Origin of the sequence: Ignatzschineria sp. RMDPL8A (genome assembly GCF_029815055.1) — a bacterium.
GTDB lineage: Bacteria > Pseudomonadota > Gammaproteobacteria > Cardiobacteriales > Wohlfahrtiimonadaceae > CALZBJ01.
In genome coordinates this window covers 12,646-37,051 of the sequence record NZ_JAPPWA010000002.1, presented here as the reverse complement: position 1 = coordinate 37,051, position 24,406 = coordinate 12,646, and the positions used below count along the sequence as shown (strand labels likewise).

The 24,406-nt window shown below is 46.0% G+C and carries 25 protein-coding genes; 14 read left to right on the top strand and 11 right to left on the bottom strand.

What is annotated here, in order from left to right:
• The first annotated feature begins 12 nt into the window (after window positions 1–12).
• The 7 genes from OXI21_RS01625 to OXI21_RS01595 all read left to right on the top strand — a co-directional run bounded on the left by OXI21_RS01625 (window position 13) and on the right by OXI21_RS01595 (window position 6,220).
• Window positions 13–315, top strand: a complete 303-nt coding sequence (locus tag OXI21_RS01625) for a hypothetical protein (protein WP_279617807.1) — start codon at window positions 13–15, stop codon at window positions 313–315.
• Window positions 316–380: 65 nt separating this feature from the next.
• Entirely contained in the window at window positions 381–1,175 is a 795-nt protein-coding gene (locus OXI21_RS01620) for a DUF4198 domain-containing protein (protein ID WP_279617806.1), read from the top strand.
• Between the two features lie 2 nt (window positions 1,176–1,177).
• A complete protein-coding gene (locus tag OXI21_RS01615; RefSeq protein ID WP_279617805.1) occupies window positions 1,178–1,432 on the top strand; it encodes a FeoB-associated Cys-rich membrane protein in 255 nt (84 codons plus the stop codon).
• Between the two features lie 360 nt (window positions 1,433–1,792).
• The gene (locus OXI21_RS01610) at window positions 1,793–2,026 is read left to right on the top strand and encodes a FeoA family protein (RefSeq protein WP_279617804.1); all 234 of its coding nucleotides are present in this window, start codon (window positions 1,793–1,795) and stop codon (window positions 2,024–2,026) included.
• A gap of 3 nt (window positions 2,027–2,029) precedes the next feature.
• Window positions 2,030–4,387: a Fe(2+) transporter permease subunit FeoB gene (feoB, locus tag OXI21_RS01605; protein ID WP_279617803.1), complete on the top strand. Its 2,358-nt coding sequence runs from the start codon at window positions 2,030–2,032 to the stop codon at window positions 4,385–4,387.
• On the top strand, window positions 4,387–4,638 hold the full coding sequence (locus tag OXI21_RS01600) for a FeoC-like transcriptional regulator (RefSeq protein ID WP_279617802.1): 252 nt from the start codon (window positions 4,387–4,389) through the stop codon (window positions 4,636–4,638). The genes feoB and OXI21_RS01600 overlap by 1 nt, the downstream gene beginning before the upstream one ends.
• 238 nt (window positions 4,639–4,876) lie before the next feature.
• Complete coding sequence (locus tag OXI21_RS01595; protein WP_279617801.1) at window positions 4,877–6,220, top strand: nucleobase:cation symporter-2 family protein; 1,344 nt, start codon at window positions 4,877–4,879, stop codon at window positions 6,218–6,220.
• A gap of 187 nt (window positions 6,221–6,407) precedes the next feature.
• On the opposite strand, the gene OXI21_RS01590 is transcribed toward OXI21_RS01595, so the two are convergent.
• Window positions 6,408–6,956: a prepilin-type N-terminal cleavage/methylation domain-containing protein gene (locus OXI21_RS01590; protein WP_279617800.1), complete on the bottom strand. Its 549-nt coding sequence runs from the start codon at window positions 6,954–6,956 to the stop codon at window positions 6,408–6,410.
• Window positions 6,957–7,278: 322 nt separating this feature from the next.
• Between OXI21_RS01590 and clpB the strand changes: the two genes are divergently transcribed.
• Window positions 7,279–9,882 carry an ATP-dependent chaperone ClpB gene (clpB, locus tag OXI21_RS01585; protein WP_279617799.1) on the top strand — a complete coding sequence of 868 codons (2,604 nt, stop codon included), beginning with the start codon at window positions 7,279–7,281 and terminating at the stop codon, window positions 9,880–9,882.
• Window positions 9,883–9,968: 86 nt separating this feature from the next.
• On the opposite strand, the gene OXI21_RS01580 is transcribed toward clpB, so the two are convergent.
• The gene (locus OXI21_RS01580) at window positions 9,969–10,433 is read right to left on the bottom strand and encodes a hypothetical protein (RefSeq protein ID WP_279617798.1); all 465 of its coding nucleotides are present in this window, start codon (window positions 10,431–10,433) and stop codon (window positions 9,969–9,971) included.
• A 164-nt stretch (window positions 10,434–10,597) separates the two neighbouring features.
• Here OXI21_RS01580 and OXI21_RS01575 point away from each other — a divergent pair, with 164 nt between their 5' ends.
• Window positions 10,598–11,023: an OsmC family protein gene (locus OXI21_RS01575; RefSeq protein WP_279617797.1), complete on the top strand. Its 426-nt coding sequence runs from the start codon at window positions 10,598–10,600 to the stop codon at window positions 11,021–11,023.
• Between the two features lie 85 nt (window positions 11,024–11,108).
• Here OXI21_RS01575 and OXI21_RS01570 read toward each other — a convergent pair whose 3' ends face one another.
• A complete protein-coding gene (locus OXI21_RS01570) occupies window positions 11,109–11,336 on the bottom strand; it encodes a twin-arginine translocation signal domain-containing protein (RefSeq protein WP_279617796.1) in 228 nt (75 codons plus the stop codon).
• A gap of 136 nt (window positions 11,337–11,472) precedes the next feature.
• Window positions 11,473–12,342, bottom strand: a complete 870-nt coding sequence (locus OXI21_RS01565) for a S1-like domain-containing RNA-binding protein (RefSeq protein ID WP_279617795.1) — start codon at window positions 12,340–12,342, stop codon at window positions 11,473–11,475.
• A gap of 493 nt (window positions 12,343–12,835) precedes the next feature.
• Here OXI21_RS01565 and OXI21_RS01560 point away from each other — a divergent pair, with 493 nt between their 5' ends.
• On the top strand, window positions 12,836–13,162 hold the full coding sequence (locus tag OXI21_RS01560; RefSeq protein WP_279617794.1) for a DUF5713 family protein: 327 nt from the start codon (window positions 12,836–12,838) through the stop codon (window positions 13,160–13,162).
• Between the two features lie 128 nt (window positions 13,163–13,290).
• The gene (locus tag OXI21_RS01555) at window positions 13,291–13,740 is read left to right on the top strand and encodes an OsmC family protein (protein WP_279617793.1); all 450 of its coding nucleotides are present in this window, start codon (window positions 13,291–13,293) and stop codon (window positions 13,738–13,740) included.
• Between the two features lie 109 nt (window positions 13,741–13,849).
• Here the strand turns inward: OXI21_RS01555 and OXI21_RS01550 are convergent, their stop codons facing one another.
• Both OXI21_RS01550 and OXI21_RS01545 read right to left on the bottom strand, forming a co-directional pair.
• A complete protein-coding gene (locus tag OXI21_RS01550) occupies window positions 13,850–14,347 on the bottom strand; it encodes a YbaK/EbsC family protein (protein WP_279617792.1) in 498 nt (165 codons plus the stop codon).
• An 82-nt stretch (window positions 14,348–14,429) separates the two neighbouring features.
• Window positions 14,430–15,695: an aminoacetone oxidase family FAD-binding enzyme gene (locus tag OXI21_RS01545; RefSeq protein ID WP_279617791.1), complete on the bottom strand. Its 1,266-nt coding sequence runs from the start codon at window positions 15,693–15,695 to the stop codon at window positions 14,430–14,432.
• Window positions 15,696–16,904: 1,209 nt separating this feature from the next.
• On the opposite strand from OXI21_RS01545, the gene OXI21_RS01540 reads away from it, so the two are divergent.
• A complete protein-coding gene (locus OXI21_RS01540) occupies window positions 16,905–17,594 on the top strand; it encodes a DUF922 domain-containing protein (protein WP_279617790.1) in 690 nt (229 codons plus the stop codon).
• A 94-nt stretch (window positions 17,595–17,688) separates the two neighbouring features.
• Here the strand turns inward: OXI21_RS01540 and OXI21_RS01535 are convergent, their stop codons facing one another.
• Window positions 17,689–18,636 (bottom strand): AEC family transporter, encoded by a 948-nt coding sequence (locus OXI21_RS01535; protein ID WP_279617789.1) that lies wholly within the window; start codon window positions 18,634–18,636, stop codon window positions 17,689–17,691.
• 208 nt (window positions 18,637–18,844) lie between these two features.
• On the opposite strand from OXI21_RS01535, the gene OXI21_RS01530 reads away from it, so the two are divergent.
• Window positions 18,845–19,171 carry a hypothetical protein gene (locus tag OXI21_RS01530; RefSeq protein ID WP_279617788.1) on the top strand — a complete coding sequence of 109 codons (327 nt, stop codon included), beginning with the start codon at window positions 18,845–18,847 and terminating at the stop codon, window positions 19,169–19,171.
• A 33-nt stretch (window positions 19,172–19,204) separates the two neighbouring features.
• On the opposite strand, the gene menA is transcribed toward OXI21_RS01530, so the two are convergent.
• Window positions 19,205–20,122 carry a 1,4-dihydroxy-2-naphthoate octaprenyltransferase gene (gene menA, locus OXI21_RS01525; protein ID WP_279617787.1) on the bottom strand — a complete coding sequence of 306 codons (918 nt, stop codon included), beginning with the start codon at window positions 20,120–20,122 and terminating at the stop codon, window positions 19,205–19,207.
• A gap of 100 nt (window positions 20,123–20,222) precedes the next feature.
• Here menA and cobB point away from each other — a divergent pair, with 100 nt between their 5' ends.
• A complete protein-coding gene (cobB, locus tag OXI21_RS01520) occupies window positions 20,223–20,957 on the top strand; it encodes a Sir2 family NAD+-dependent deacetylase (RefSeq protein WP_279617786.1) in 735 nt (244 codons plus the stop codon).
• 125 nt (window positions 20,958–21,082) lie between these two features.
• On the opposite strand, the gene nfo is transcribed toward cobB, so the two are convergent.
• The 3 genes from nfo to OXI21_RS01505 form a co-directional block, all read right to left on the bottom strand.
• Window positions 21,083–21,934: a deoxyribonuclease IV gene (gene nfo, locus OXI21_RS01515; protein WP_279617785.1), complete on the bottom strand. Its 852-nt coding sequence runs from the start codon at window positions 21,932–21,934 to the stop codon at window positions 21,083–21,085.
• 225 nt (window positions 21,935–22,159) lie between these two features.
• Window positions 22,160–23,890 (bottom strand): cation acetate symporter, encoded by a 1,731-nt coding sequence (locus tag OXI21_RS01510; RefSeq protein WP_279617784.1) that lies wholly within the window; start codon window positions 23,888–23,890, stop codon window positions 22,160–22,162.
• Window positions 23,874–24,224 carry a DUF485 domain-containing protein gene (locus OXI21_RS01505; RefSeq protein ID WP_279617783.1) on the bottom strand — a complete coding sequence of 117 codons (351 nt, stop codon included), beginning with the start codon at window positions 24,222–24,224 and terminating at the stop codon, window positions 23,874–23,876. Before OXI21_RS01505 ends, OXI21_RS01510 begins: the two co-directional genes overlap by 17 nt.
• Window positions 24,225–24,406 lie beyond the last annotated feature (182 nt).

The following is a 24,406-nucleotide window of genomic DNA, read 5'->3' as shown; positions in this document are numbered from 1 at the left end:
GAGGACTTTATTATGAAAAAAACACTCCTAACCGTCGCTCTTTTAGTCTTTTCACCTGCGGCATTTTCCCACACCGCGCTCCTTTCTTGCTTTGATGAGGGCGATGAAACCATCACCTGCGAAGGCGGATTTAGCGATGGCAGTAGCGCAAGCGGCGTCAATTTTTATGTGGAACAAGCAGGCAAAAAAGTGATCGAGATGAAATTTGATGCGCTCAATAGCGTCAATTTTGAGAAGCCAGAGGGCGATTACAGCGCGGTATTTGATGCCGGCGACGGGCACCAAGTGATCTTAAAAGGCAGTCAGATTAATTAATTTTGCCTCATTCCCTATTTAAATAGTTCGATTCAATTCAATTAAATTTAATTAAAAGGATCTCCATGAAAAAGTTATTTACGCTTTCCACGTTACTCTTTGCCATGCTTGGCGGCAGTGCTAACGCTCACTTTCAGATGCTCTATACGCCGGAATCGGCGCTCAATCAAGGGGCGACCATTCCATTAAAGCTCGTCTTTACCCACCCGTTTGCCGATGAACATACGATGGATATGGGCGAGCCGGAAGAGTTTTATGTGGTGCATAAAGAGAAAAAAACCGACCTGAAAGGGACGCTTAAATCGATCACATGGCAGGGCACTAACAATCGTGCAAATGCTTTTGAGACCGATTATAAAGCCCGCGGGATGGGGGATCATCTCTTTGTGTTAACGCCGGCGCCCTATTTTGAGAAAAATGAAGATACCTACATTCAGCAGATCACTAAAGTGGTGGTGAATGTGGCGGGCATGCCAACCGATTGGGAGAGCGAGCTTGGGCTAAAAACTGAGATTATCCCGCTCACAAAACCCTATGCGATCTGGACCAATTCCACCTTTTCAGGCGTTGTGATGAGTGAAGGAAAACCGGTGCCCTTTGCGGAAATTGAGATTGAATATTTAAATTCTGAGATCGATATTACCGGCAATAAAACAGGCCCCACCAACATTGAAGCGCCGCAAGATAGTTTTGTGACGCTGGTGATTAAAGCCGATGCCAATGGCACGTTTACCTTCGGGATTCCGAAAGCGGGCTGGTGGGGCTTTGCCGCGGTGGGCGTTGGTCCCGATGATCAGTATCAAGGCAAAGAATTGAGCCAAGATGCGGTGATCTGGGTGCAAGTGAAAGATATGAAATAGCCATGGATACGATCATTGTACTGGCCCTTTTCGGCGTTGCGCTCTTCTATCTCTATATTAAATTAGTGAAAAAGAAGGGCTGCAGCGGCTGCAGTCAATCTAAAGGAGGCTGCATGAGCGGCGCAAAAGGTGCTGCAAGTTGCAAATCGAAAACAGTCTATCAGGAGATCTACCAAGCGGAGCATGAAGCAAGCGATGAACCCAATGATGCTCCTGCGTCACAAAGTGATGCGAGCGTCATTAAACAGCTCAATTAGTGTGGATCCAATATCGGGATCAGCTAATGCTGATGTAGATCAATAAATAGGATAAGACCTCTCTTTTTGCCGCGTCGTCATGAGGAATTTTTAGCGGAATTCTTCTTCATAAAAATAGGCAAAAAGAGGGGCAATTGAATGCTTTTTAGCCCCGATTTAGGCTGAAATCGCGCGTTTTCGTTGGATTGGGATTGACGTCTCAAAAAACCGATAACGAGTTGATTGCGTCAATAAGGTTTGATCTTTGTCATTTTCTATCAAATTATCGAATGTGATAATTAAAATGTATTGAGAATGATTCTCAAACATACTATATTTACAATCACAAACTTATCTATTTCTCATAAGAAGGATGATGAAATGACGACGCTAAATCAACTGCCATTTGGGGTAAAAGCTACCATTCATTCATTTTTGGATGAAGCTAAACCGTTTCGCCGTAAATTATTGGCAATGGGTGTGACTCCCGGCTCTGAAGTGTCGGTGGTGCGTGTTGCGCCGATGGGCGACCCGATTCAGATTTCGATTCGTGGCTTTCAACTCTGTCTTCGTAAAAGTGAAGCGAAAGCGATCCACATTAAACAGGTGGATTAATCGATGTCGCGACAAATTGCTCTAATTGGAAATCCTAACTGTGGAAAGACCACGGTTTTTAATGCGTTAACCGGCAGTAAACAGCGCGTCGGCAACTGGGCGGGCGTCACGGTTGATAAAAAGAGCGGTGAATTTACCTACGAGGGCGATACCGTCAAGGTGATCGACCTTCCCGGAACCTATGCCTTTGAAGCGTCGGGCGATGATATTTCGCAAGATGAATTGGTGGTGCGCCACTTTTTAAATGAGGATTCAGACTCGATCCTCGTCAATATTATTGATGCCTCAAATCTGCAGCGTCATCTCTATTTAACCTATCAATTACTCGATCTTGAGCGCCCGATGGTGGTGGTGCTCAATATGATGGATATGGCCAAATTAAATGGGCTCGATATTCAGATCGAAACGCTCTCTAAAGCGCTTGGTTGTCCGGTAATTCCGGTGAGCGCGAGTAAAAATCGTGGGGTGAGCGAGTTAAAAGCTTTTTTAGCCCACAAAACCATTGAAACACCTACGCCGAGCGTTAAAACCTTAAATGAGCGTGCGAGCGCAATTGTTGAGGCGTTTTTTAGCGCGCTTCCAGATAGTTCAAATCTAAAATCGATCAGCCGCTGGGAATTGATCGAGGTGCTCTTTGGTTCAAATCACCTTCACACAACTTTAACGAAAGAGGATGGCGAGGCGCTTGTGACCTGCCGTCAGTCACTTGCGAATTTAGCCGATGGGGAGCTTGATATTGCCCTTGCTTCCGCGCGCTATGAAGCGATCGATGAGCTTGCTAAAGCGGTGGTAAAAACCGTTGGCGTTGCTAATTCTGCGGTCAATGAGTGGCTCGATAAAATTGCGCTTGGACGAATTACGGGAATTCCTGTTTTTCTCTTGGTGATGTTTTTAATGTTCCATGTGGCGATCAACGTCGGCTCAAGCTTTATCGATTTCTTTGAGATTTTAGCCGGCGCTATCTTTGTGGATGGATTTGAACAATTACTCGTGAGCGTGAACGCGCCGAACTGGATGGTGGCGATCTTAGCGAAAGGGATCGGGGCGGGGATTCAAACCGTCGCCTCCTTTATTCCGGTGATCGGGGCGATGTTCCTCTGTCTCTCCTTTTTGGAAGATTCCGGCTATCTTGCGCGGGCGGCCATTGTGGTGGACCGTGGAATGCGCGCGATCGGCCTTCCCGGGAAAGCGTTTGTGCCGATGCTCGTCGGCTTCGGCTGTAATATTCCCGCCATTATGGGAACGCGCACGCTCGAAAGTCACCGCGACCGATTGATGTCGATTATGATGATTCCCTTTATGTCCTGTGGGGCAAGACTTCCGGTTTATGCGCTCTTTGCGGCGATTTTTTTCCCGTCAAATGGCGGAGCGGTGGTCTATGGGCTCTATCTCTTGGGAATCATCGTGGCGATTTTTACCGGATTTATGCTCAAACATTCGATCTTAAAAGGCCCGATTACGCCCTTTATTATGGAGCTTCCGGCCTATCATTTGCCAACCTTTAAAGGCTTAATGCTCCATTCGTGGGATCGCTTAAAAAGCTTTATCACCAAAGCGGGTAAAGCGATTATCTTAGTGGTTGCACTTCTTGGCGTTTTAAATACATGGGGCACTGATGGCACTTTTGGCAATGAAGATTCGGAAAATTCGGTGCTTTCATCCGTGGGTAAAGCGATTACGCCGGTCTTTGAGCCGATGGGAATCACTGAAGAGAATTGGCCAGCAACGGTTGGGATTTTTACCGGGATTTTTGCTAAAGAATCGGTGATCGGAACGCTCAATTCGCTCTACGCGCAGATGGATGGCGTGAGTGATGATGAGGACGAGGGCTTTAACTTTATCGACTCAGCGAAAGAAGCGGTGGCATCGATCGGTGAGAATTTAAGTGAGCTTCCGGCGAAATTTTTAGATCCACTTGGAATTCGCGATGAGATGGCCGATGGCGATCTTGATACGGTCAAAGAAAATAACGAGATTGACGATACGGCGGTGAGCCACATTAGCGCGCTCTTTGGATCAAAAGCGGCGGTGATGGCATACTTAATTTTCGTGCTCCTGTATACGCCGTGCGTTGCGGCGCTCGGGGCGGTCTATCGTGAAGCCGGCGCGCGCTGGACGGTGATGGTAGCGGTCTGGACCTTTGTACTCGGTTGGGGATTGGCAACGGCTTATTTCCAAGCATCGCTCTTAGGATCGGCGGGGAATCAAAGTGCGCTCTATTGGCTTATCGGCATTGGCGTTGGTTTTGTGGTGATGATGGGAATTCTTCGTCTTTTAGGGCGCCTCGGAGTTCTATCTGCGGAATCGATGCCTGTTGAGCCGCGTCGCTGTGATTCCTCGAAAAAAGGGAACTGCTGCTAATGTTACTCATTCAAATTCGCGACTATATTCGCACCGAAGAGATCGTGAGCCTGCAGCGTCTTGCCAATCATTTCAATCTCCCGATGGATGTGGCAAAAGAGATGGTTGAGCGCTGGATCGGCAAAGGATTAGTAACGCGCGTGTCAGCCGGTGGATGTGGCTCGTGCACGGCAAGCGGCGGCTGTGGTGGCTGTTCGGTGAGCCGAGGGGCGGTTCAAGATGAGCTCTATGAGTGGAGCCAGATTTTTTAACGCCGTTAAAGTATCTTACAGTTAAGATAAAAAAGAGAGGCCTTTTCGCCTCTTTTTTTAATTTTGCTGTACAATACCGCGCAAGATAGGAATTTTGCTTATTTTCGCTATCAGTTACGACTGCATCTATAAAATAAGCTCTGTTGAGATTGGATGGCTCACCTCTTATTTTTGAGACGCGCTTTAGGCAAAATTGATATCGATTTTCCTCCTCCCTTTTGTCTCAAAAAGTTCAAATATGAATAATCAATTGTTATATAACGTAGATGATAAACCTTCCTTCGGCTTATCATGGCTTCTTGCCGCCCAACATCTATTAGCCGCACTCGGCGGTATTATCGCGGTGCCTCTTGTCATCGGGGGCGTTTTACAGCTTCCAAGTGAAGATACCGTTGCCCTTGTTAATGCTGCGCTTTTAGTGTCCGGCGTTGTCACCTTTATCCAATGTCGCGGCCTTGGTCCGATCGGAATTCGTCTTCCTTCGGTAATGGGGACGAGTTTTACCTTCGTTGCTGCAGCGCTAGCGGTGGGCTATAACCCGGATGGTCCTGCGAATATGTCGGGCATTTTAGGCTCTTCGCTTGTGGCGTCACTGGTGATGATTATCGGCAGTTTCTTTATGCCCCAGATTCGTAAACTCTTCCCACCGGTTGTAACGGGAACAGTGGTTACAATGATCGGTCTCAGTCTCATTCCTGTGGGCGTTGACTGGTTTGCCGGCGGGCAAGTGGGCGATGCCAATTACGCTTCCATTGCCAATATCGGTTTAGCCACTTTTGTGATGACGCTGGTGATCGTTCTTGTTCAGTGGGGACGGGGGATTTTCGCCTCGGCGGCCATTGTGATCGGCATGATGGTGGGCTATTTAGTGGCGGCGATTTTAGATAAAGTGATGGGCTTAAACTTAGGCCTTGTGGATGTGAGTTCGGTTCAAAATGCAGAACTCTTTGCCTTACCACAACCGCTTCACTTTGGTTTGAGCTTCCCCATCTCAGGGATTATCGGTATGAGCATTGCCTACCTTGTGACCATTGTTGAATCGAGCGGGAACTTCCTCGCGCTCGGTGAAGCGACCGGCACAAAAATTACTGGTAAACATATGAAAGGCGGGATTTTATGTGATGGATTAGGCTCAGCGCTTGCGGCAGTGATGTCCACAACCCCTTTCTCTTCATTTGCACAAAACATCGGGGTGATCTCACTCACCGGCGTTGCGAGCCGTCACGTTGTCGCACTCACCGGTGTACTTTTAGTGATCGCGGGACTCTTCCCTGTCTTTGGCGCGCTCATCTTCTCAATTCCACGTCCAGTATTAGGCGGTGCGGGATTGATGATGTTTGCGATGATTGTGACCGCTGGCGTTCAAATGCTCGGTTCAGTGGATAACAGTAAACGTAATGGTTTAATCATTGCGGTATCACTTGGCTGCGGGCTAATGGTAACGATGCGCCCTGAAGTGTTAAGCAACCTTCCTGATTTCTTCCAAGAGATTTTAAAATCAGGGATTACGGTGGGCTCGCTCTTAGCACTCGTGCTTAACCTTGTGCTTCCGGGGCGTACCATTGTTGAAGAGACCGAATAAATAACGAGAGTGATCAGAAAAAGGGGGCTCTAGCCATCCCCTGAAATGAAGAGAAAAAAGCTTGACGTTCTTTGCGAGCGCCAGGCTTTTTAGTGCCCTTGACAATGAGTAGAGGTTATTTCAGGAAGGATGAAGCATTGTCAGAGGCAGAGGAGAAATACAGGTGTTGAGCGTTAACTCATGAGGTTTAAGGACCTGCGGTATAGTTGGGAACATCCATCAATTGGCCGCTCCAAGCTAGATTTTGATTAAATCCGGTGCTATCAAAGACGTTGCGACAATTTCCCGGAAGATCTTTAATATCCACCGAGAGGGGATTTTTCTCATAGACCCCGCAATACCAGCGAAGCGAGCCATGCTCGGAGATTGCGCGCATATGCACTTCACGATAATTAATCAGATCGAGTTTTTCGTTATAGCGAATCACAATCTCATTGGGATAGGTTTCACCAACTGTAATTGAATAGACGGCATTGCCGGTAAACTCTCGGGGATTGGCAAGGGCGTAAGCAAAATTATTACCTTGCGCCACATTTTTATAGATATAACCATAGATGCCGTGGGTTTCGCCAAGCGCATTGCGGGCGGCTGTGGCAAGTTGAATGCCCTCACCGACATGAGTACGGCGCACATAATCACGATAGAGCGACATCGCAAACGCCGATAATAACCCAAGAACGGCAAGGACAATTAAGAGCTCAATGAGGGTAAATCCCTGTACGCGTGAGGATTTCATAAAAAACCTCTCTTTTCAAAAGGATAGTGATTTAAATAGACGGTTATCATCAATAATGCATTGTTTAATCACTAAACTCATTGATATTAATCACATTGTGAGTTTTAGAGGGGGCATTTTGAATAAATTGCCGATTAAAGTCGACATCTTGCCTTGAAAAGAGTCTGCGAACGCCTCATTTTCTTAACATATCGGTTCTGTCATAGCGGCGTGCTAGAGTGAGATGAATGAGCTATTAAAGTTATCAAATAGTTCTTGAAACCCGTAAAAAGATCCCCATTATTAATAACAGTAAAGAAATATTGTTTTAGGAGGTTCTTCAATGAATCAAGATAAATTTACCGCCGCCTTTTTAAATGCGTTAAGTGCCGCGCAGAGTCTCGCGCTCGCCAATCTCAATCAATATATTGAGCCCGAGCACGTTTTAAGTGCGATGCTAAGCCAAAAAGAGGGCTCGGTGGTGCCGTTATTTCGCCAATGCCGAGCCAATTTAACGGATCTTAATCAAAAAATTGATGCGCTCATTGCGAAGTTTCCCCAAGTGGAAGGCTCGAATGATCTGCACGTTAGCCAAAATTTACAGCGCGTCTTAATTGCCGCGGAAAAAGAGATGAATCGCCGTGGGGATAGTTATCTCTCCTCGGAGGTATTTGTTCTCGGGATTTTAGATGAAAATCGCGATTTAGCGAAAGTGCTTAAAGAGAGCGGGATTACGCTGGCCGCCTTTAAAACAGCGATTGACGCCGTGCGAGGAGGAGAGAGCGTGCAAGATGCCAATGCGGAATCGAACCGTGAAGCGTTGAATAAATATTGTGTGGATCTGACGGAGCGAGCGGAATCGGGGAAACTGGATCCGGTGATCGGTCGTGATGATGAGATTCGCCGCGCGATCCAAGTGCTCTCTCGCCGTACTAAAAATAATCCGGTCTTAATTGGTGAGCCGGGCGTCGGTAAAACCGCGATTGTGGAAGGTTTAGCGCAGCGGATTTTAAATAATGAAGTGCCAGAAGGATTGAAAGGAAAACGCGTTTTATCCTTAGACCTTGGGGCGCTCATTGCCGGTGCGAAATTCCGCGGGGAGTTTGAGGAGCGTCTAAAAGCGGTGCTCAACGAGCTTCAAAAAGCGGAAGGGCAGATCATTTTATTTATCGATGAAATTCACATGGTAGTGGGCGCGGGTAAAACCGATGGCGCGATGGATGCGGGGAACTTATTAAAACCGGCCCTCTCTCGCGGTGAGCTGCACTGTATCGGGGCGACAACGCTCAATGAATATCGTGAATATATCGAAAAAGATGCCGCCCTTGAGCGCCGTTTCCAGCAGGTATTGGTCGAAGAGCCTTCGGTGGAAGATACCATTGCCATTTTGCGCGGGCTTAAAGAGCGTTATGAAATTCACCACGGCGTTGAGATCACAGACCCCGCGATTGTCGCAGCGGCAACGCTTTCAAATCGCTACATTACCGATCGACAATTGCCGGATAAAGCGATCGACCTCATTGATGAGGCGGGCAGCCAGATTCGGATGGAGATCGACTCGAAACCGGAATCGATGGATAAGCTCGATCGTAAAATCATCCAACTTAAAATTGAGCGCGAAGCGATCAAAAAAGAGAAAGATGATGCCTCTAAAAAACGTTTAGCGGCGCTTGAAGCAGAGCTTGCGGAGTTTGAGAAAGAGTATGCCGATTTAGAAGAGCGTTGGAAAGCAGAAAAGAGCGAGATGAAGGGCGCAACCTCGATCAAAGAAGATCTGGATAAGGCCCGAATTGAGCTTGAAGATGCCGGTCGTCGCGGCAATCTTGCGCGCATGAGTGAGTTGCAATATGGGGTCATTCCCGAGCTTGAAAAACAGCTAAAAGAAGCGCAGGAAGCTAAACCTTTGGAGGAGGCGCATAAATTGGTGCGTACTCGCGTTACCGATGCGGAAATTGCTGATGTGGTGTCGCGCTGGACGGGCATTCCGGTGAATCGTATGCTCGAAGGAGAGCGTGAAAAACTGCTTCGTATGGAAGCGGTACTCGGCGAAAATGTGATTGGTCAGAAAGAGGCGATTACTGCGGTATCCGATGCGGTTCGCCGTTCGCGCGCGGGATTATCTGATCCCAATCGTCCGATCGGTTCATTCCTCTTTTTAGGGCCAACCGGAGTTGGGAAAACAGAGCTCACCAAAACACTCGCGAACTTCCTCTTTGATTCTGAGAATGCGATGATCCGTATCGATATGTCGGAATTTATGGAGAAACACTCGGTCGCGCGCTTAATTGGGGCACCTCCGGGGTATGTCGGTTACGAAGAGGGCGGGTATTTAACGGAAGCGATTCGTCGTCGTCCTTACTCGGTGATTTTGCTCGATGAGGTGGAAAAAGCGCATCCCGATGTCTTTAATATCCTGCTTCAGGTGCTCGATGATGGGCGCTTAACCGATGGTCAAGGGCGGACGGTGGACTTTAAAAATACCGTGATTATCATGACCTCGAACTTGGGTTCAGATCTCATTCAAGAGCAGGCGCGTGCGCTCTCAGATCTTGATTCAAAAGATCAGTATGATGCGATGAAAGAGTCGGTGATGACCGTGGTCGGACAGCACTTTAGACCGGAATTTATCAACCGTATCGATGATATCGTGGTCTTCCATCCGCTTGCGAAAGAGCACATTCGTTCCATTGCGAAATTGCAAGTTGACCGCGTGATTGCCCGCATGGCTGAGCATGAAATTACGCTCACCATCAGCGATGATGGCCTCGATAAACTTGGCGAAATTGGTTACGACCCTATCTTCGGTGCGCGTCCTCTCAAACGTGCGATCCAAACGCATCTTGAGAACGAGCTTGCCAAAGCATTTCTTAAAGGCGACTTTAAACCGAAAGATATCGTCCATATCGACGGCGATCTAAACTTCACCGTCACCGGTCAAGCAGAATAATCGATTTACTCGATTTTTTATAAAATTAAAGCCCTGTGTTTGCAGGGCTTTTTTGTGGGTGTGTTATTTACTTAATGATTACTGAATTATTTATTGACCACATAGACCGATTGAGAGAAGGTTGAACCGAAGAAGGCTAAAAGGCCTCCAATGACCAGTATCACCGCTCCAACATAGGCGATCAATGAGAGTAGACCAAACTGAATAATGGTGCCGAAAAAGCCATAGATCCAATTGGTTTTGATAAAGTTATAGATGGCAATGCCGATATAGGCAAACAAGGATAACGCCATCATCACTAAACCGTTCGAGGTTTCGCTATTAATAATAATTTTGAAGAGCTCGTAGCCTGAGGAGTAGGTTTCAAGCGAGGATTCATACCACGAATGCCCGATCATCATCACTCCGCCAAGAACACCTAATACAACTAACATCGGCGTGGTAAAAAAGCGATGTCCAAATTTTTCTTGGCAATGTTCATTAAACGCGAAAATGCTTCCAAGGAGGAGAAAAAGGGCGATAAGCACGCCTAAAATTTTTAATACGAGCACTGCGGGGATCCTTTTTTGTCTGTTTAGAGTGATAATAAAATATATAATATAAGAAAATATATCAATAGGATATTTTAGGCAACTATCTTGAGCATTGCCCTCTAGGTAAAACCTGTTACAGTATTCGTTTTCACCCAGCTAACCCATACTAAAAAGGAACTAACATGGCGAGTAATACCTATAAATCGACGATTACATTTAACAAAAACATTCAGGTGACGGCTGAATCGCGGGGGATGTCGTTTATTTTGGATCAGCCGGAAGCCGATGATGAGGGCATTACGCCGGTTGAAGCGTTACTGAGTGCAATTGGTGCTTGTAAGGTGATGATGGTGCGGGCTTATTCGCGCAAACACGGCATTAAAGTAACGAGTGTGCAGGTGGAAGTTGAAGGGGATTTGGGGATTAATCGCGATGCTAATCCTGATGGCCCGCAAGGCTTTACCGAAATTCGGACGCGTTATATTTTTGAAAGTGATGCAAGCGATGAAGCGTTAAAAACGTTTACGGACTTTATCGATCAATTTTGCCCAGTCGCTGCAACGATTAAAGAATCGCCAGCAATGACCTCAAGCATTGAGCGCAAATAATCATCCTATAAAGAAAGCATAGAAAGCATCAAGTCGTATGTTTAAGACCGAGTTTATGAATGTTATTAATGTTAGACTCGGTTTTTTAACGCCAATTGCGAAATTGGAAGTGGTGCGATTCAAAATCAAGAGAGCGTTGCTCAGGAATTATTAGATTCTCTAAATGGGGATGATTATCTGATAAACGTTGCGTTTTTTGTGCAGGTGATGCTACGGATGCGAACGTTGTGAGCGGAGAGAGTAAGAGCGCTGCACCGGCTGTGGTATGCGCTATTTTGTGTAAAAAATCTCTGCGTGAAATGGGTTGAGTCATCGGTCGCCTCCTTTATAAATGATTATTCAAATATGCTCCTTGTCACTCGAATATCATAGCATTGCGTGGGAGAATGTGAAAAGGCGAATCGCATTGATCCGCCTTCTGATGAGTTTTTTGAATGAATATTTTGGCGTTAGCCTTCAAATCCAATGAGGGTAATTTGATAAGGTTCGATGAGGATTTTTCCCTCTTTATAGAGCGCGCCGGTCGCTTTTTTGAAGTTACTTTTACTCACGCCAAAGGTTTCATGAATCAATTCCGGATCGCTCTTATCGCTCACAAGGAGCACGCCATCTTTCTCTTCAAGCATCGCTAAAATGCGATTTTCAAGATCGGAGCGAGCGCTACTTTGGGTCGGTTGCAGGCTGACATCAATCTTGCCATCTTCACGAATGCGCTTGATAAATCCTTCCACTTCATCGCCAATATGGAGATCCATAAAGACCTCATTTTTATGAATGAGCCCCCAGTGTGCATGCTCGATAATCACCTTAAAGCCCATGCCAGTTTTATCGGCAACGACGAGATTAACCGGTTCGCCTTCTTGATAGGGGAAAGGCGTTTGATCGAGATGCCCTTCATATTTCATCGTCGCGGTGATGCGATTGAGGCGATCGAGATAGAGATACACCACGGCAAAATCGCCCTTATAGAGCGTGCCCACCTCTTCGCTAAAAGGGAGCATAAGATCTTTCGGCAAACCCCAATTAAGGAAAATACCGATATCGTTAATCTCAATCACTTCCAGATCCACAAATTGCCCGACGGTGGCATAAGGTTTATGCGTCGTGCCGACAAAACGGCCCTTACCATCGGTATAGACAAAGAGTTCGAGCAGATCGCCCGGTTTAGCGTCAAGATCCCGCGGAATCTCTTTTTTCGGGAGAAACATCTCTTCGTTACGAGGGCCTTCGAGAAAAAGTCCGGATTTATTAGAGCGCATTACGCGAAGAAGATTATATTGCCCGATTTGGAGATGCGAACCGTTGCGGTCGTGCGTCATGGTGTACCTTTTTGTTGAAACAAACTAAAAATAGAGCTTCATTATAGGGTGGATTGATGGGAGTTTGAAGCAGTGGCGGAAAATGTTCTGGCAATTGCGAGGATGGATCGGTCGATAAAGGGCAAGGTTACGCCTTTGCTAGTGATAGGGAATTGAAAGGAACGATTGATTTTAATCGCGGACCTGTTATAATAAACTGTTCTATTCGGCAAATAATTAACTTAATTAAACATTTTGTAACAAAAATAACAATAGATTTACAAACCGAATACCACGGCGAATTTGCCGTATTAAACCCCATAGCGCTTAACCGGCCATTTGATCATTTATCAAGTGTGTCATTATCATTTATTTTTTTGATGAAAAAGCGCTTGAAATGCGTCATTTAGCCGTCATATTTATGTTATAACATTATGGACGACTTAAATTGTCGCAAGGTAACGATGGGAATCGTTAAGTGTCCTGATAAATAATAATAAAAAGGAGTTATATTATGATGATACAAAACCAAAAACCCTACTACTTATTAGGGATGTACCAAAATGGATTTTACCCCACGTTTTTAGTGGATAAAATCAAGGAGAGCATGCTCGAGGTGACTCGTAAAATCGAGGAAGAACACCCTTCAAATGCTGAAATTCAGCGTATGCTTGATAAGATGACCAGCGATATTAATGCGCTCCAAGATGACTTTAAAGCGCATAACAGTGATATCGAATTTGTGGCCCGTGAATCGATCGCGGAGACCGTGGAGTCATTTCTTGATCACTACGGTATCAATATCGATATCGAAACGGCGCTACGCAAGCGCAGTTGGTAGATGGATTGGCTTTTACGCCAATCGTCTCTTTAATCCATTTTCAGACTAAACAATAATCGAGTTAACAGTGCTTTATGATCGCAAACATGCGAACATAGAGTTTTGTTTATTTGTGTAAAGGAAAAAAGATGGCAGAGACAGTTTATCGTGCAACTACTCGTCTATTAGGGGATTTACGCGTTGAAGTGAATGCCCGTCAACATACGATTATTTTGGACGAACCGAAAGAAGCCGGCAGTACCGATGAAGGGATGACGCCGGTTGAAGCTTTGCTCGGAGCGCTTGGTGCGTGTAAGTGCATCGTATCGCGCGCGTTTGCACAGGCGCACGGAATCGATTTGAAGTCGGTGGAAGTGCATCTTGAAGGGGATTTTAATGCAGATGGCTATCTTGGAAAAGATCCTGAAGCGAAGATCGGATTCAGTGCGATTCGTTCGGTTTACACCTTTGAGAGCGATGCGCCCCGTGAAAAACTGGAAGCATTTATCGAGTTTGTGGATAAAACATGCCCCGTTGCCGACACAATTATTAACACACCTCAATTAGAATCAAAATTAGTGGTGAAAAAGCCTCAATAGAGAGACAACTCATGGTAGAATGGATTCCAAGAGTAGACATATAACTAAGTGATCAAGCGCTCCAAGTGAGCGCTTTTTATTTGCCTAAAATTTATTAAAGGGGGAGTGATTAATCGTCGGTTTCACATGAAACATCGATCCATGTGCCGGAGGTAATTGTCTCTAATAGATGGGGGCGAATGGAGAAGACCGCTTCGGCAATGCCCGCCGCTGCCCAAACAGTGCCATAGTTTAATAGTGCGCGATCGAGATAGGTTTTTAAGGGGACGCTGTGCCCAACGGGGGGAATTCCGCCGATCACAAATCCGGTCTCTTCACGAATGCGATCGGGGTTGGCTCGGATCAGTTTCACACCACAGGTTTGATTGACATAATCAATATCGACGCGATGAGCTCCGGAGGTAATAATTAAGATCAATTGGCCGCTTAACGCATCTTCAAAAATAAGCGAGTTGGCAATCTGTCCGATTTCAATGTGCAATAGATCGGCTGCCGCTTGTGCGGTTTTGGCCGGTTCGTCAAAAATGCGTAAATTCACATCGATGGAGTAGCCATTAATTGCCTGCATTACGCGAAGAATACGCTCGGGAAGCTGGGTTCGATTCATATCACTCAATCCACTCAATTATGTAGGGTATCCCACTAGGGTAGCATATTTATTGCGGGAATGAATTGATTGTCGCGCTAACCTATTTATGGCTAATGGCGTTTGCCGCGCAGACCGCACTTGCCCACGCCCAGCCAAAATTGTAGCCGCCAAGCCAGCCCACCACATCCACTACCTCACCAATAAAGTAGAGATTTTCCGCAAGATTGCTCTCCATGGTGCGGGGGTTGAGCTCTTTGGTATTAACGCCGCCGCGAGTCGCTTCTGCAACGCGATGGCCATCGGTGCCTGACGGCAGGAGTTCCCACGCATTGAGCGATTTCCCGAGTGTTTCGAGAATTTTATTGGGAACATCGGCCCACGGGCGTTTGGCAAAATTGGCAAAGGGTGCCTGACTCATCCAATGTTGAACAAACCGCTTGGGGAGATTGGGCGCTAACTTTTCCAGAGCGGTATCAAGCTGCATCTTTTTACCGGATTTTTCTTCACAGAGCTGAGTTGCAAGATCAGTGTCAGGCACAAGATTAAGGGTAATGGTATTGCCAGGAACCCAGTAACTTGAGATCTGTAAAATTGCCGGCCCGCTCAAGCCTTTATGGCGAAAGAGAAGATCCTCGTGAAAGGCCATCGTTTTCTTTTTACCAATTTGCGTGGAAATCTCAACCGGAAGGGCAATGCCCGCAAGGGTGTTAAATCCATCTCGTTCCCAATGCTCAAATTGTAATGGCACGAGTGCCGGACGCGGAGGGATAATCGAATGGCCAAAAGATTTTGCTACTTCATATCCAAAGCCCGTTGCCCCAATTTTAGGAATGGCGAGCCCGCCGCTTGCAATAATAAGATGCGTTGATTGAAATGCACCTTTCGAGGTGGTTAGAGTAAATAGCGTTTTTTCTGACGGGTTATGCTTCGCCCGCGTTGCGGGCGGTGCGATATTGGTTACTTCCGTTTCCATCATAATCGTCGCGCCAAAGCGAGTGCATCGATCGGTTAATAGGTGAATAATATCGGTAGCCGAACGATCGCAAAAGAGTTGTCCGCGGTGCTTTTCATGATAGGGAATATCGTACTCGGTTAAGAGCTGAGTAAAATCGTTTGCCGTATAATTTGAGAGGGCATAGCGCACAAACTTTGGATTTTCTGAGACAAAATATTGGCTGGAATCGAGCCCATTGAGATGGGTATTGGTGAAATTACAGCGCCCGCCACCGGAAATCCGGATTTTTTCACCAATCTTTTTAGCATGATCGAGAAGTAAAACCGAGCGATTTTGTGAAGCGAGTGTGGATGCAGCCATCAGTCCTGCAGCGCCGGCACCAATAATAATGACATCAAAAACGTTTGCCATGGGAATCCTAAAGGGAAAAAGAGTGGAAATAGGATAGCAAATTGAGATGAGATTGCGACCGGAATTATCAAAATCGGTTCGGTAAATGATTAAAAAGTAGGCTAAATTACGAGTAAAATATGGGGATAGTCTTCAAAAAACCAAGGTAAATTGCCAAAAAGTTTTAAAATAAATAAAAAAACAATAAAAATATTGCGTAAAAAAAACGCAAAACGAGTCTTTACAGCGTTTTTTTAATGGGGCGCTTGATTTCGGAAAGCCCTTGGAATCACTAAAGTTTGGAAAATGGGGAATAATATCCCGCGAGATATACGATTTGGTTATAACTGATATTCTTTTTTAACTATATCTGAAACGATTTTTTTTCCCTATGATGAACCCATCTCGAAAAACAAAAACAAATACGAGAGCTGATCAACGGGCACCTAATAAAAACAATAAGCCCTGCGATCAAAAAGAATATCCGGGAGGATATGGATACAGAATTATAAAGGAGGATTGGAAAGGGAGACCCGTTTTGAGTGTGGGAGGAAAAATGCCGTTAGAGCATTCAACACCAAGATGGTTAAGCCTTGACAAAGAAAGATGCAAACGCACGCCCCGCACGCTGTACGAACAATAAGAATAAACGGCGGCAGGGAATGAATAATAAGAAGAGTTGCACAAAGCAACCAAACTAAGAGATAAAACCGCATCGCGTCGTTGGTTTTGTTTAGTAGTTCGATTCAAACCATTTGTTAGGGGTCTAAATTAGGCCCCTCGCAAATGGTGCATCTTTTTCCGCGATATTATTTCAATTTAAATGATACAGATCTCACAGCGTTCGCTGATTGGGAATTTTTGCGTTTCTGCATTTTAATCATGGGCTTGTGATCGCGGGTCATAAAGAGAATTAATAAAGGTTTAACATTATTTAATCCATATTATTAAATAGTGTGCTTTTTCTTAATCAAGATCGACAAAAATCCACACTCTCCTTACAAATAGAAATGCCTATTTTATATGCAAATCCATCTATGTAAACCTCTAATATATTGATTATTTATTGGCTGGAATTATGCCGAATAAGTCGATATATTATTGAATATCCGTTCAATTTCAGGTGTGCTTTATTTATTATTTCAAATATAAAAGTCGACAAAATCCACTACACTATAGGTGAATAAAAAGACCCCTTTTAATCATTGATCTTTACTGTGGAGGCGCATCATGAATGGAATGCAACAACGACTTCTTCGCACTATAGTCGGGCTCTGTGCGTTGACACTGCTTGAGCCGGTCTATGGGATCGATCTTATTCGGCGGTATGAATATTATCGCATCAACCCGCAAAGCGCAGAGCTGATTGAGAAGAGCATGGTGGAAGCATCGCCAATTGTGATTAATCAGCGGAAGGGCCGTCACTACGCCGCGTCTTATGCTTACACCATCGATTTTCGTAACTCGGTTGAGTATGAGCGCGATGGACGGCAATGTCATGTGATTGTGCATCATCCGAAATTGGAAGGGGTGGTGAAAATGCCCAAACTCGATCGCCGTGAGTACTATAGTGCGGAAGTGATGAAGGCGTTTGATGAGCTTAATCATGCGCTTACTGAGCACGAGCTTGAGCATGAACGTATCGTCTATGTGGCATATAACAATCTACGTTTAGAACTCATTAATCATGCGCCGTTTAATAGTTGCGGTGAGGCCAACCAATTTGTCGAGATGCGCTTAAATGCGGTGGAAAAACAGGTTGCTGAGGCAAACCGAGCATTTGATTGCAGAGAATATGGTCATGCGAGCGGTTTTAGTGAGTGTCGTCATCCGGGCATGGTTGCAAAAGAGAGCCCTTATCAATGCAGCGGCAAACTTTTAAAATTCCACGGCGAATCGATCTGCATTGAAGATCAATAACGTTAAACAGAATTAAATGTTTTCTACCTTCTACCCACCTTTGGGCTTACAGAAATGGCCAACCTCATAGCCGGACTGTAAGCTCTTTTTTTGTCTAAGGAATCAGTAGCAAAATAAGCGGCGTGGTGATTGCGGAGGCCACCGTTGAGATTACAAGACTCGAGGCCACCGGCCCTTCAATCACTCGGAAACGGCGCGCCATGAGATAGACATTCATCCCCATCGCCATCGACCCTAGCAGCACAATCGCTTTCGTTTCAAGCGGCGGCAGATCAAGAAGGATCGCGCAGCCCCAAATAATCAGCGGATGGAGAAAGAGTTTAATAAAGCAGATGCCAAGACTTGTTTTAAAGCGATCGGCGATCTTATATTCCGCAAGCCCAAGCCCCAGTGCAAAGAGAGATAGGGGCGCGGTCATATCGGTGACCATGGAGAGCGTTTCCTGCATAAAACTCGGAAGCGGACGATGAAAACTGCTGACAATCAGGCCGGAGGCAACGCCCATTACAATGGGGTTTTTCAGCACGCCTCGAAAGGTTTGGAAAACGCCACGCAGTGAGGGGGAACCATGTTCTGCCCACTCCACTGAAATAGAAACCAGGCTCCACAGTAAAAGAGCATTAAACGAGATAATGAGCGCCGATACTGGAAGCGCTTCGGGCCCGATAAAAAGGGAGACGAGCGGAATCCCGAGCATGACATTATTGGAGAAAATCCCCCCGACGCCAAAAACGGAAGCCTCAGACCCGGTGAGCTTTAATCCTTTCTGCCCAATCACTCTTGCAATTAGATAGACAATAAACGATCCGCCAAAGTAGGCAAAGAGCAGGCGAATATCCACCGCTGGTTGCGTATAAAAACGCGCCATAATGCCAAATAGCATCACCGGAATGGCGATATTAAAGAGAAAGCGGGTGAGCCCATCGGTAAAGGAACTCGGCCATTTCCGTACGCGCACTAAAAAGTATCCGAGCCCCACCAAAATAAAGAAGGGGAGCGACGCGTAAAGTTGCGCTAAGAAGGAGGTGATGAAGGTGGTCATAGAAATTATTATTATTTTTAAAACATGCAAGAGTGCATGACTCTACATCTTAGCAGTAACCGGGCGGGGCGTAAATTGTTTACTAGCGGAATGGTCGATGGGGATTATTTGATTAAAAAATGATCAGCCACAACATATTGATTTTACGATTCTTTAACATTGTAATAGACTCGGTTTGATCTCAAACCAAAAAAATAAAAGGAGTGATATGTTTGTAAAAATGGTGTTAACGTTTGCCATTCAGGTTTTATTGATGAGTGGTGTCATGATGGTGGCCGCACGCTATGTGCGAGCGAAAAAGGATGATTTTATCAATGTGCTCAGCGTGACCGCGGTGGGAATGTTGGTGCTTGCTGTGATTGGAGTTATCTTCCCGAACGCATGGTTTCTCCATCTTATTGCGGCGGCGGTGGTGATCTTTATTATGGGGCAATATATCGGGGTTGATCCGGATATGTTCTTTGTCTTTTTAGTGCTGGTCTTTGTAATTCAAGTGCTAATCGGGTTTGCGCTACAGCTCATGGCGATCGGATAGCTAGAAAAACGGTGCCATTGTCCAATGGATGCTCTAATTGTGGATCTCGATGGTGGTCAATAGCGTAAAAAAGAGCGCTGCGAAGAGTGTGTTATAGCCAACGGTCATGGCGAGCCACGGGTCAAGGCGCTCACTTTTTGTCTGCGCAATGCTATAGGGGAAAAACATCAGTGGTATGAGCGCTGGAAGAATGATCATCTGTACCTGAATATTGGTGTAAAGCGAGATATAGAGCAGGATCGACACGATCGCAACGCCATTAATTAAAAAGTGATAACCTCTGGACTTATAGTGGCCTAAGCGCGCCGCAATGGTGATCTTCCCCGAGGCGGTATCATTATCAATATCGCGAATATTATTCACATTTAAAATGGCCGCCGTAATCGCGCCGGTAAAGATCGCCGGCAGAATCGGTTCAAAATGAAATTCCCCGGTATGAAGCAGATAGATTCCAATCACCGCAACGGGCCCAAAAAAGAGAAAGGCGGAGGGATCGCCAAGTCCCGCGTAACCATAAGGCTTCTTTCCGAGTGTATAGGTAATTGCCGCAATAATCCCGCCGAGTCCCAGCAAAAAAGCCACCACAATCATCGGGGAGGGGAAGAGCTTTGCCATGCGATAGAGCAAAATACCGCCGACAATCATCGCTAAAATCACTACAATGACAATGGCGCGTTTCATCCCTTTGATGCTGACTTTCCCTTCTTGCAGCGATTGCGATGGGCCGAGGCGCTCCTCTTGAATATCGGTGCCTTTAAGATAATCGCCAAGATCATTCGAGAGATTGCTAATTGACTGCAATAGTAGCGTTACAAGCAGTGTTAAGATCGCAATGTCGAATTGGAAAGTACCGTTTTTTAAGGGGAGCGCGGTCGCCATTAAAAAGGTAGTGAGTGAGATCAAAAAGTAAGCGGGGCGTAGAGCTAAAAACCATGTTAAACAGGCTTTCATGCGGAATAATCTCCTTTGTGAGACATGCAGTTTTTTATATTTGTTAAAATAGCTTTAGGATTTGTCTTCATCACTTACGAGTGTAAAGAAAGAGGTAGAAATGGTCAATAGAGTTCGAAATATAGTGATTTTAACCGGTGCGGGGATTTCCGCCGATTCAGGGATTGCCACATTTCGGGCGAGCGATGGATTATGGGAAAACCATCCCGTCGATGTTGTCGCAACGCCGGAAGGCTATGCTGAAAATCCCGACCTTGTCACCCGCTTTTATAACGAACGCCGTACGCAATTGATGGACCCTGATACCAAGCCCAATCCCGCTCATTATGCGCTTGTCGAGCTTGAAGCTCATTTAAATAAAAGAGGCGGATCGCTCACCATTGTGACGCAAAATGTGGACGATCTCCATCAGCGCGCGGGCTCACAATCGGTTTATCCGATGCATGGGGAGCTGCGTAAAGTGCGCTGTGTTCGCTCGGGGCGCGTCTATCCGTGGGATCGTGCGGTGCTTCCCGATGATCGGTGTGAATGTTGCGATAGGCCGCAACCGCTTCGTCCTCACATTGTTTGGTTTGGAGAGATGCCGCTCTATATGAATGAGATCTATCATCATCTCGGCAAAGCGGATCTCTTTGTCGCGATCGGGACTTCCGGCAATGTCTATCCGGCAGCGGGCTTTGTGTCAGAGGCAAAGATGGCGGGAATCCCCACCCTTGAGATCAATTTAGAACCGGGTGCGAATCGGAGTGTATTTGATTATTCGCTCTACGGACGGGCGGCAGTAAAAGTGCCGGAGTGGGTAGATCAACTGATGGCTACCGGTGAGTTTGTTTAACGCTCTTTTAAGATCGGTGAGATAACAATAAAAAGCCTCTCGACGATTTGACCTAGTTAGTGTTCGAATCATTGAGAGGCGTTGTTTTATCTTATAATTTATAACGCATGACTAATAACTTATAACTATTTCGCCGGCTCTAAGGAGCGTAACCACGCGATCTCATCGGCCCAAATCTCAGGCTCGATGGTCTCTAAAATCATCGGAATATTGCGGAATCGGTCGTCTTGCATAATATAGGCAAAGGCTTCCGTGCCGATCTCTCCTTTTCCAAGGGAATGGTGACGGTCAACCCGGCTGCCGAGTGCACCTTTTGAGTCATTTAAGTGCATGGCGCGAAGATAATCAAAACCGACGATCTCATCAAAGATACGGAAGGTTTCTTCAGCGGCCTCAAAGGTACGGAGATCATAGCCTGCGGCAAAGGCGTGACAGGTATCGATGCAGACGCCGACGCGGGATTTATCCTCAATTTGCTCAATAATTTTGGCTAAATGTTCAAAATCAAAACCAAGATTGGTGCCCTGTCCGGCGGTATTCTCAATCACGGCGGTAACGCCTTTAGTTTCGGCAAGCACAAGATTGATCGACTCGGCAATGCGCGTGAGGCATTCATCTTCCGAGAGCTTATTGAGATGGCTACCGGGATGAAAATTAATGAGTTCAATCCCGAGCTGTTCACAGCGCTGAAACTCATCTAAGAGCGCATTGCGTGACTTTTCGAGCGCTTCCGCTTCGTGGTGTCCGGGATTAATCAGATAGCTCGCGTGGGGCAGAATATGCTTTGCGTCGTAATCGTGGACTTTACAGAAGCGTTTATAATCGGCAATTACCTCTTTTTTAAGCGGCGCGGCTTCCCAACGGCGATTGTTTTTCGTGAAGAGGGCAAAGGCATTTGCGCCGATGGCGTGAGCATTTTTTACGGCATTATGAACGCCGCCTGCTGCGCTAACATGTGCGCCAATATAGTATGTCATCTCAGTCCTTTCTATCGATCAGTATGGATTAATTATAGAGTCATTATTGTAAGGATCATTCGCCTAACTTCAAGCATTTTGCGCTTTGAATTTTTGAATCATGCTGATTATAAAGGGCGAACGGGGGGGGATGGGGGGGTAATAAAAAGCGCCCAACCCTAGGGGAGTTGAGCGCTGCTTCGTCATTGATCACAGGGAACAGGTGTGATCATGTCATGAACCTCGTTATTGATGTTTTGCGGCTTGTTCTTCCAAAAACTCTGGGTGATTCACTTGGCGATATTGTTGGATCGCTTCAGAGATTTCAGCCCCGCCCATTTGTGAGCGTACGTATTGTGCCTTAAAGAGCGAGCGTTCTTTTTCAGCCTGCGCCGAGTTATCGAATGTTGAGACTAAGAAGGTCACAATAAACGCGATCGGAATTGAGAAGAGCGCTGGGTTATTGTATGGGAAGAGCGCTTGTTCATTGCCAAGAACCGTGACCCAAACCGCCGGGCTAAAGAGAATCATCGTCACGGCAGTGATAAGTCCCGCCGCGCCGCCTGCTACCGCGCCTTTTGTGGTGAGCTTGCTCCAATACATTGATAAGAAGAGGAGCGGGAAGTTCGCCGATGATGCGATGGCAAAGGCTAGACCCACTAAGAAGGCAACGTTTTGATGCTCAAAGAGAACCCCAAGTAAAATCGCTAAGATTCCGAGCGTCGCTGTGGTTAAACGAGAGATTAAGAGCTCTGTTTTCATCACCGGTTTGCCTTTTTTGATCACGTTCGCGTAGAAGTCATGGCTGATTGCCGAAGCACCCGAAAGCGTAAGGCCTGCTACAACCGCTACCAGCGTTGCGAAGGTCACCGCTGACATAAAGCCTAAGAACATATTGCCACCGACGGCTTGCGATAAGTGGATTGCTACCATGTTGGTTCCACCGATAATTGAGCCATCTGCTGTGGTATATGCGGGTTGATTCATTACGTATAAAATCGCACCAAATCCTATGATGAACATCAGTAGATAGAAATAACCGATAAAGGTTGAGGCATAGAGTGCCGATTTACGCGCTTCTTTCGCATCTTTTACGGTAAAGAATCGCATTAAGATGTGAGGTAGACCTGCCGTACCGAGCATTAATCCTACGCCAAGCGAGATTGAATCGATTGGGTTTGGATAGGCAAGACCGGGTTTCATTAACTCTTTTCCAGCTGGATGCACTTCCGTTGCTTTTGCAAAGAGGGTTTCTAAGTTAAAACCAACCCACGTTAAGACAACGATTGACATAAAGGTCGCACCCACAAGGATAAGAACCGCTTTGATCATCTGTACCCACGTCGTTGCGAGCATGCCGCCAAAGAGGACGTAGAGCATCATCAAAATTCCCACGATAAAGACCGCGATATTGTAGTTAAGCCCAAAGAGGAGCTCGATCAATTTTCCAGCCCCAACCATCTGTGCAATGAGATAGAGCATGACGATGGTGAGCGTTGAAAAGACTGCTAAAATTCGAATGGGGGTCTGTTTAAGTCTAAATGCGGTAACGTCGGCAAAGGTGAAGCGCCCGAGATTTCGGAAACGTTCCGCCATTAAAAAGAGAATCACCGGCCAACCGATAAAAAATCCGAAGGAGTAGATCAGCCCGTCATACCCCGATAGGAATACCAGTGCTGAAATCCCAAGGAACGATGCCGATGAGAGGTAATCCCCTGCGATCGCAAGACCGTTTTGAAAGCCAGAAATTCCACCACCTGCGGTGTAGAAGTCTGAGGCTGATTTAGTGCGGTTTGCCGCCCAATAGGTGATATAGAGCGTTGCCAGAACAAAGACGAAGAACATGATGATCGCCGTCCAGTTTTTCCCTTCGGCCGTGACATCGTGTTGGGCAAATGCAACCGATCCAATGGAGCTGACTCCGATTAAGGTGACCGCAAGCCATAATAATTTATTGATCTTATTTTTCTTTTCCATTTGCGATCTCCTTTAATAAATCCGCGGTCATTGGATCGTAGACGGTATTGGTTTTATGCACATAAAACGCCGTCAGTCCAATGGTCCAAATAATCAAAAAGAAGCCTGCGGGAATGCCCCAGGTCGTCACCATTTGTGGTGTGATGGGTTTTCCAACAAGATCGGGCGCAAAGCCCACAAATAGAATGAGTAAAATATAGAGTCCGAGGGAAAAGAGCAGTAGCCATAGACTAAAGCGTTGCTTTTTGCGGACCACCTCTTTAAAGCGGGGGTCATTGTAAATTCGATCGACCATCTCATCAAACTGACGGTCCTCGATTGGACGTTCTGACATGATAAGCCTCCTTGTTGCGTGATCGTTATTATTGGTATGGTTTATTGTTATTAATTTTTACGTATGTATCACGAGCATAGCGACCGGATAGGTCAGTATGCATGAGCGATTGTGATCGCCTCGTTTGTATATGAGTATTTATCTATCGTTGATTGAGTTAATCATCGCTCTGATGATTGGAT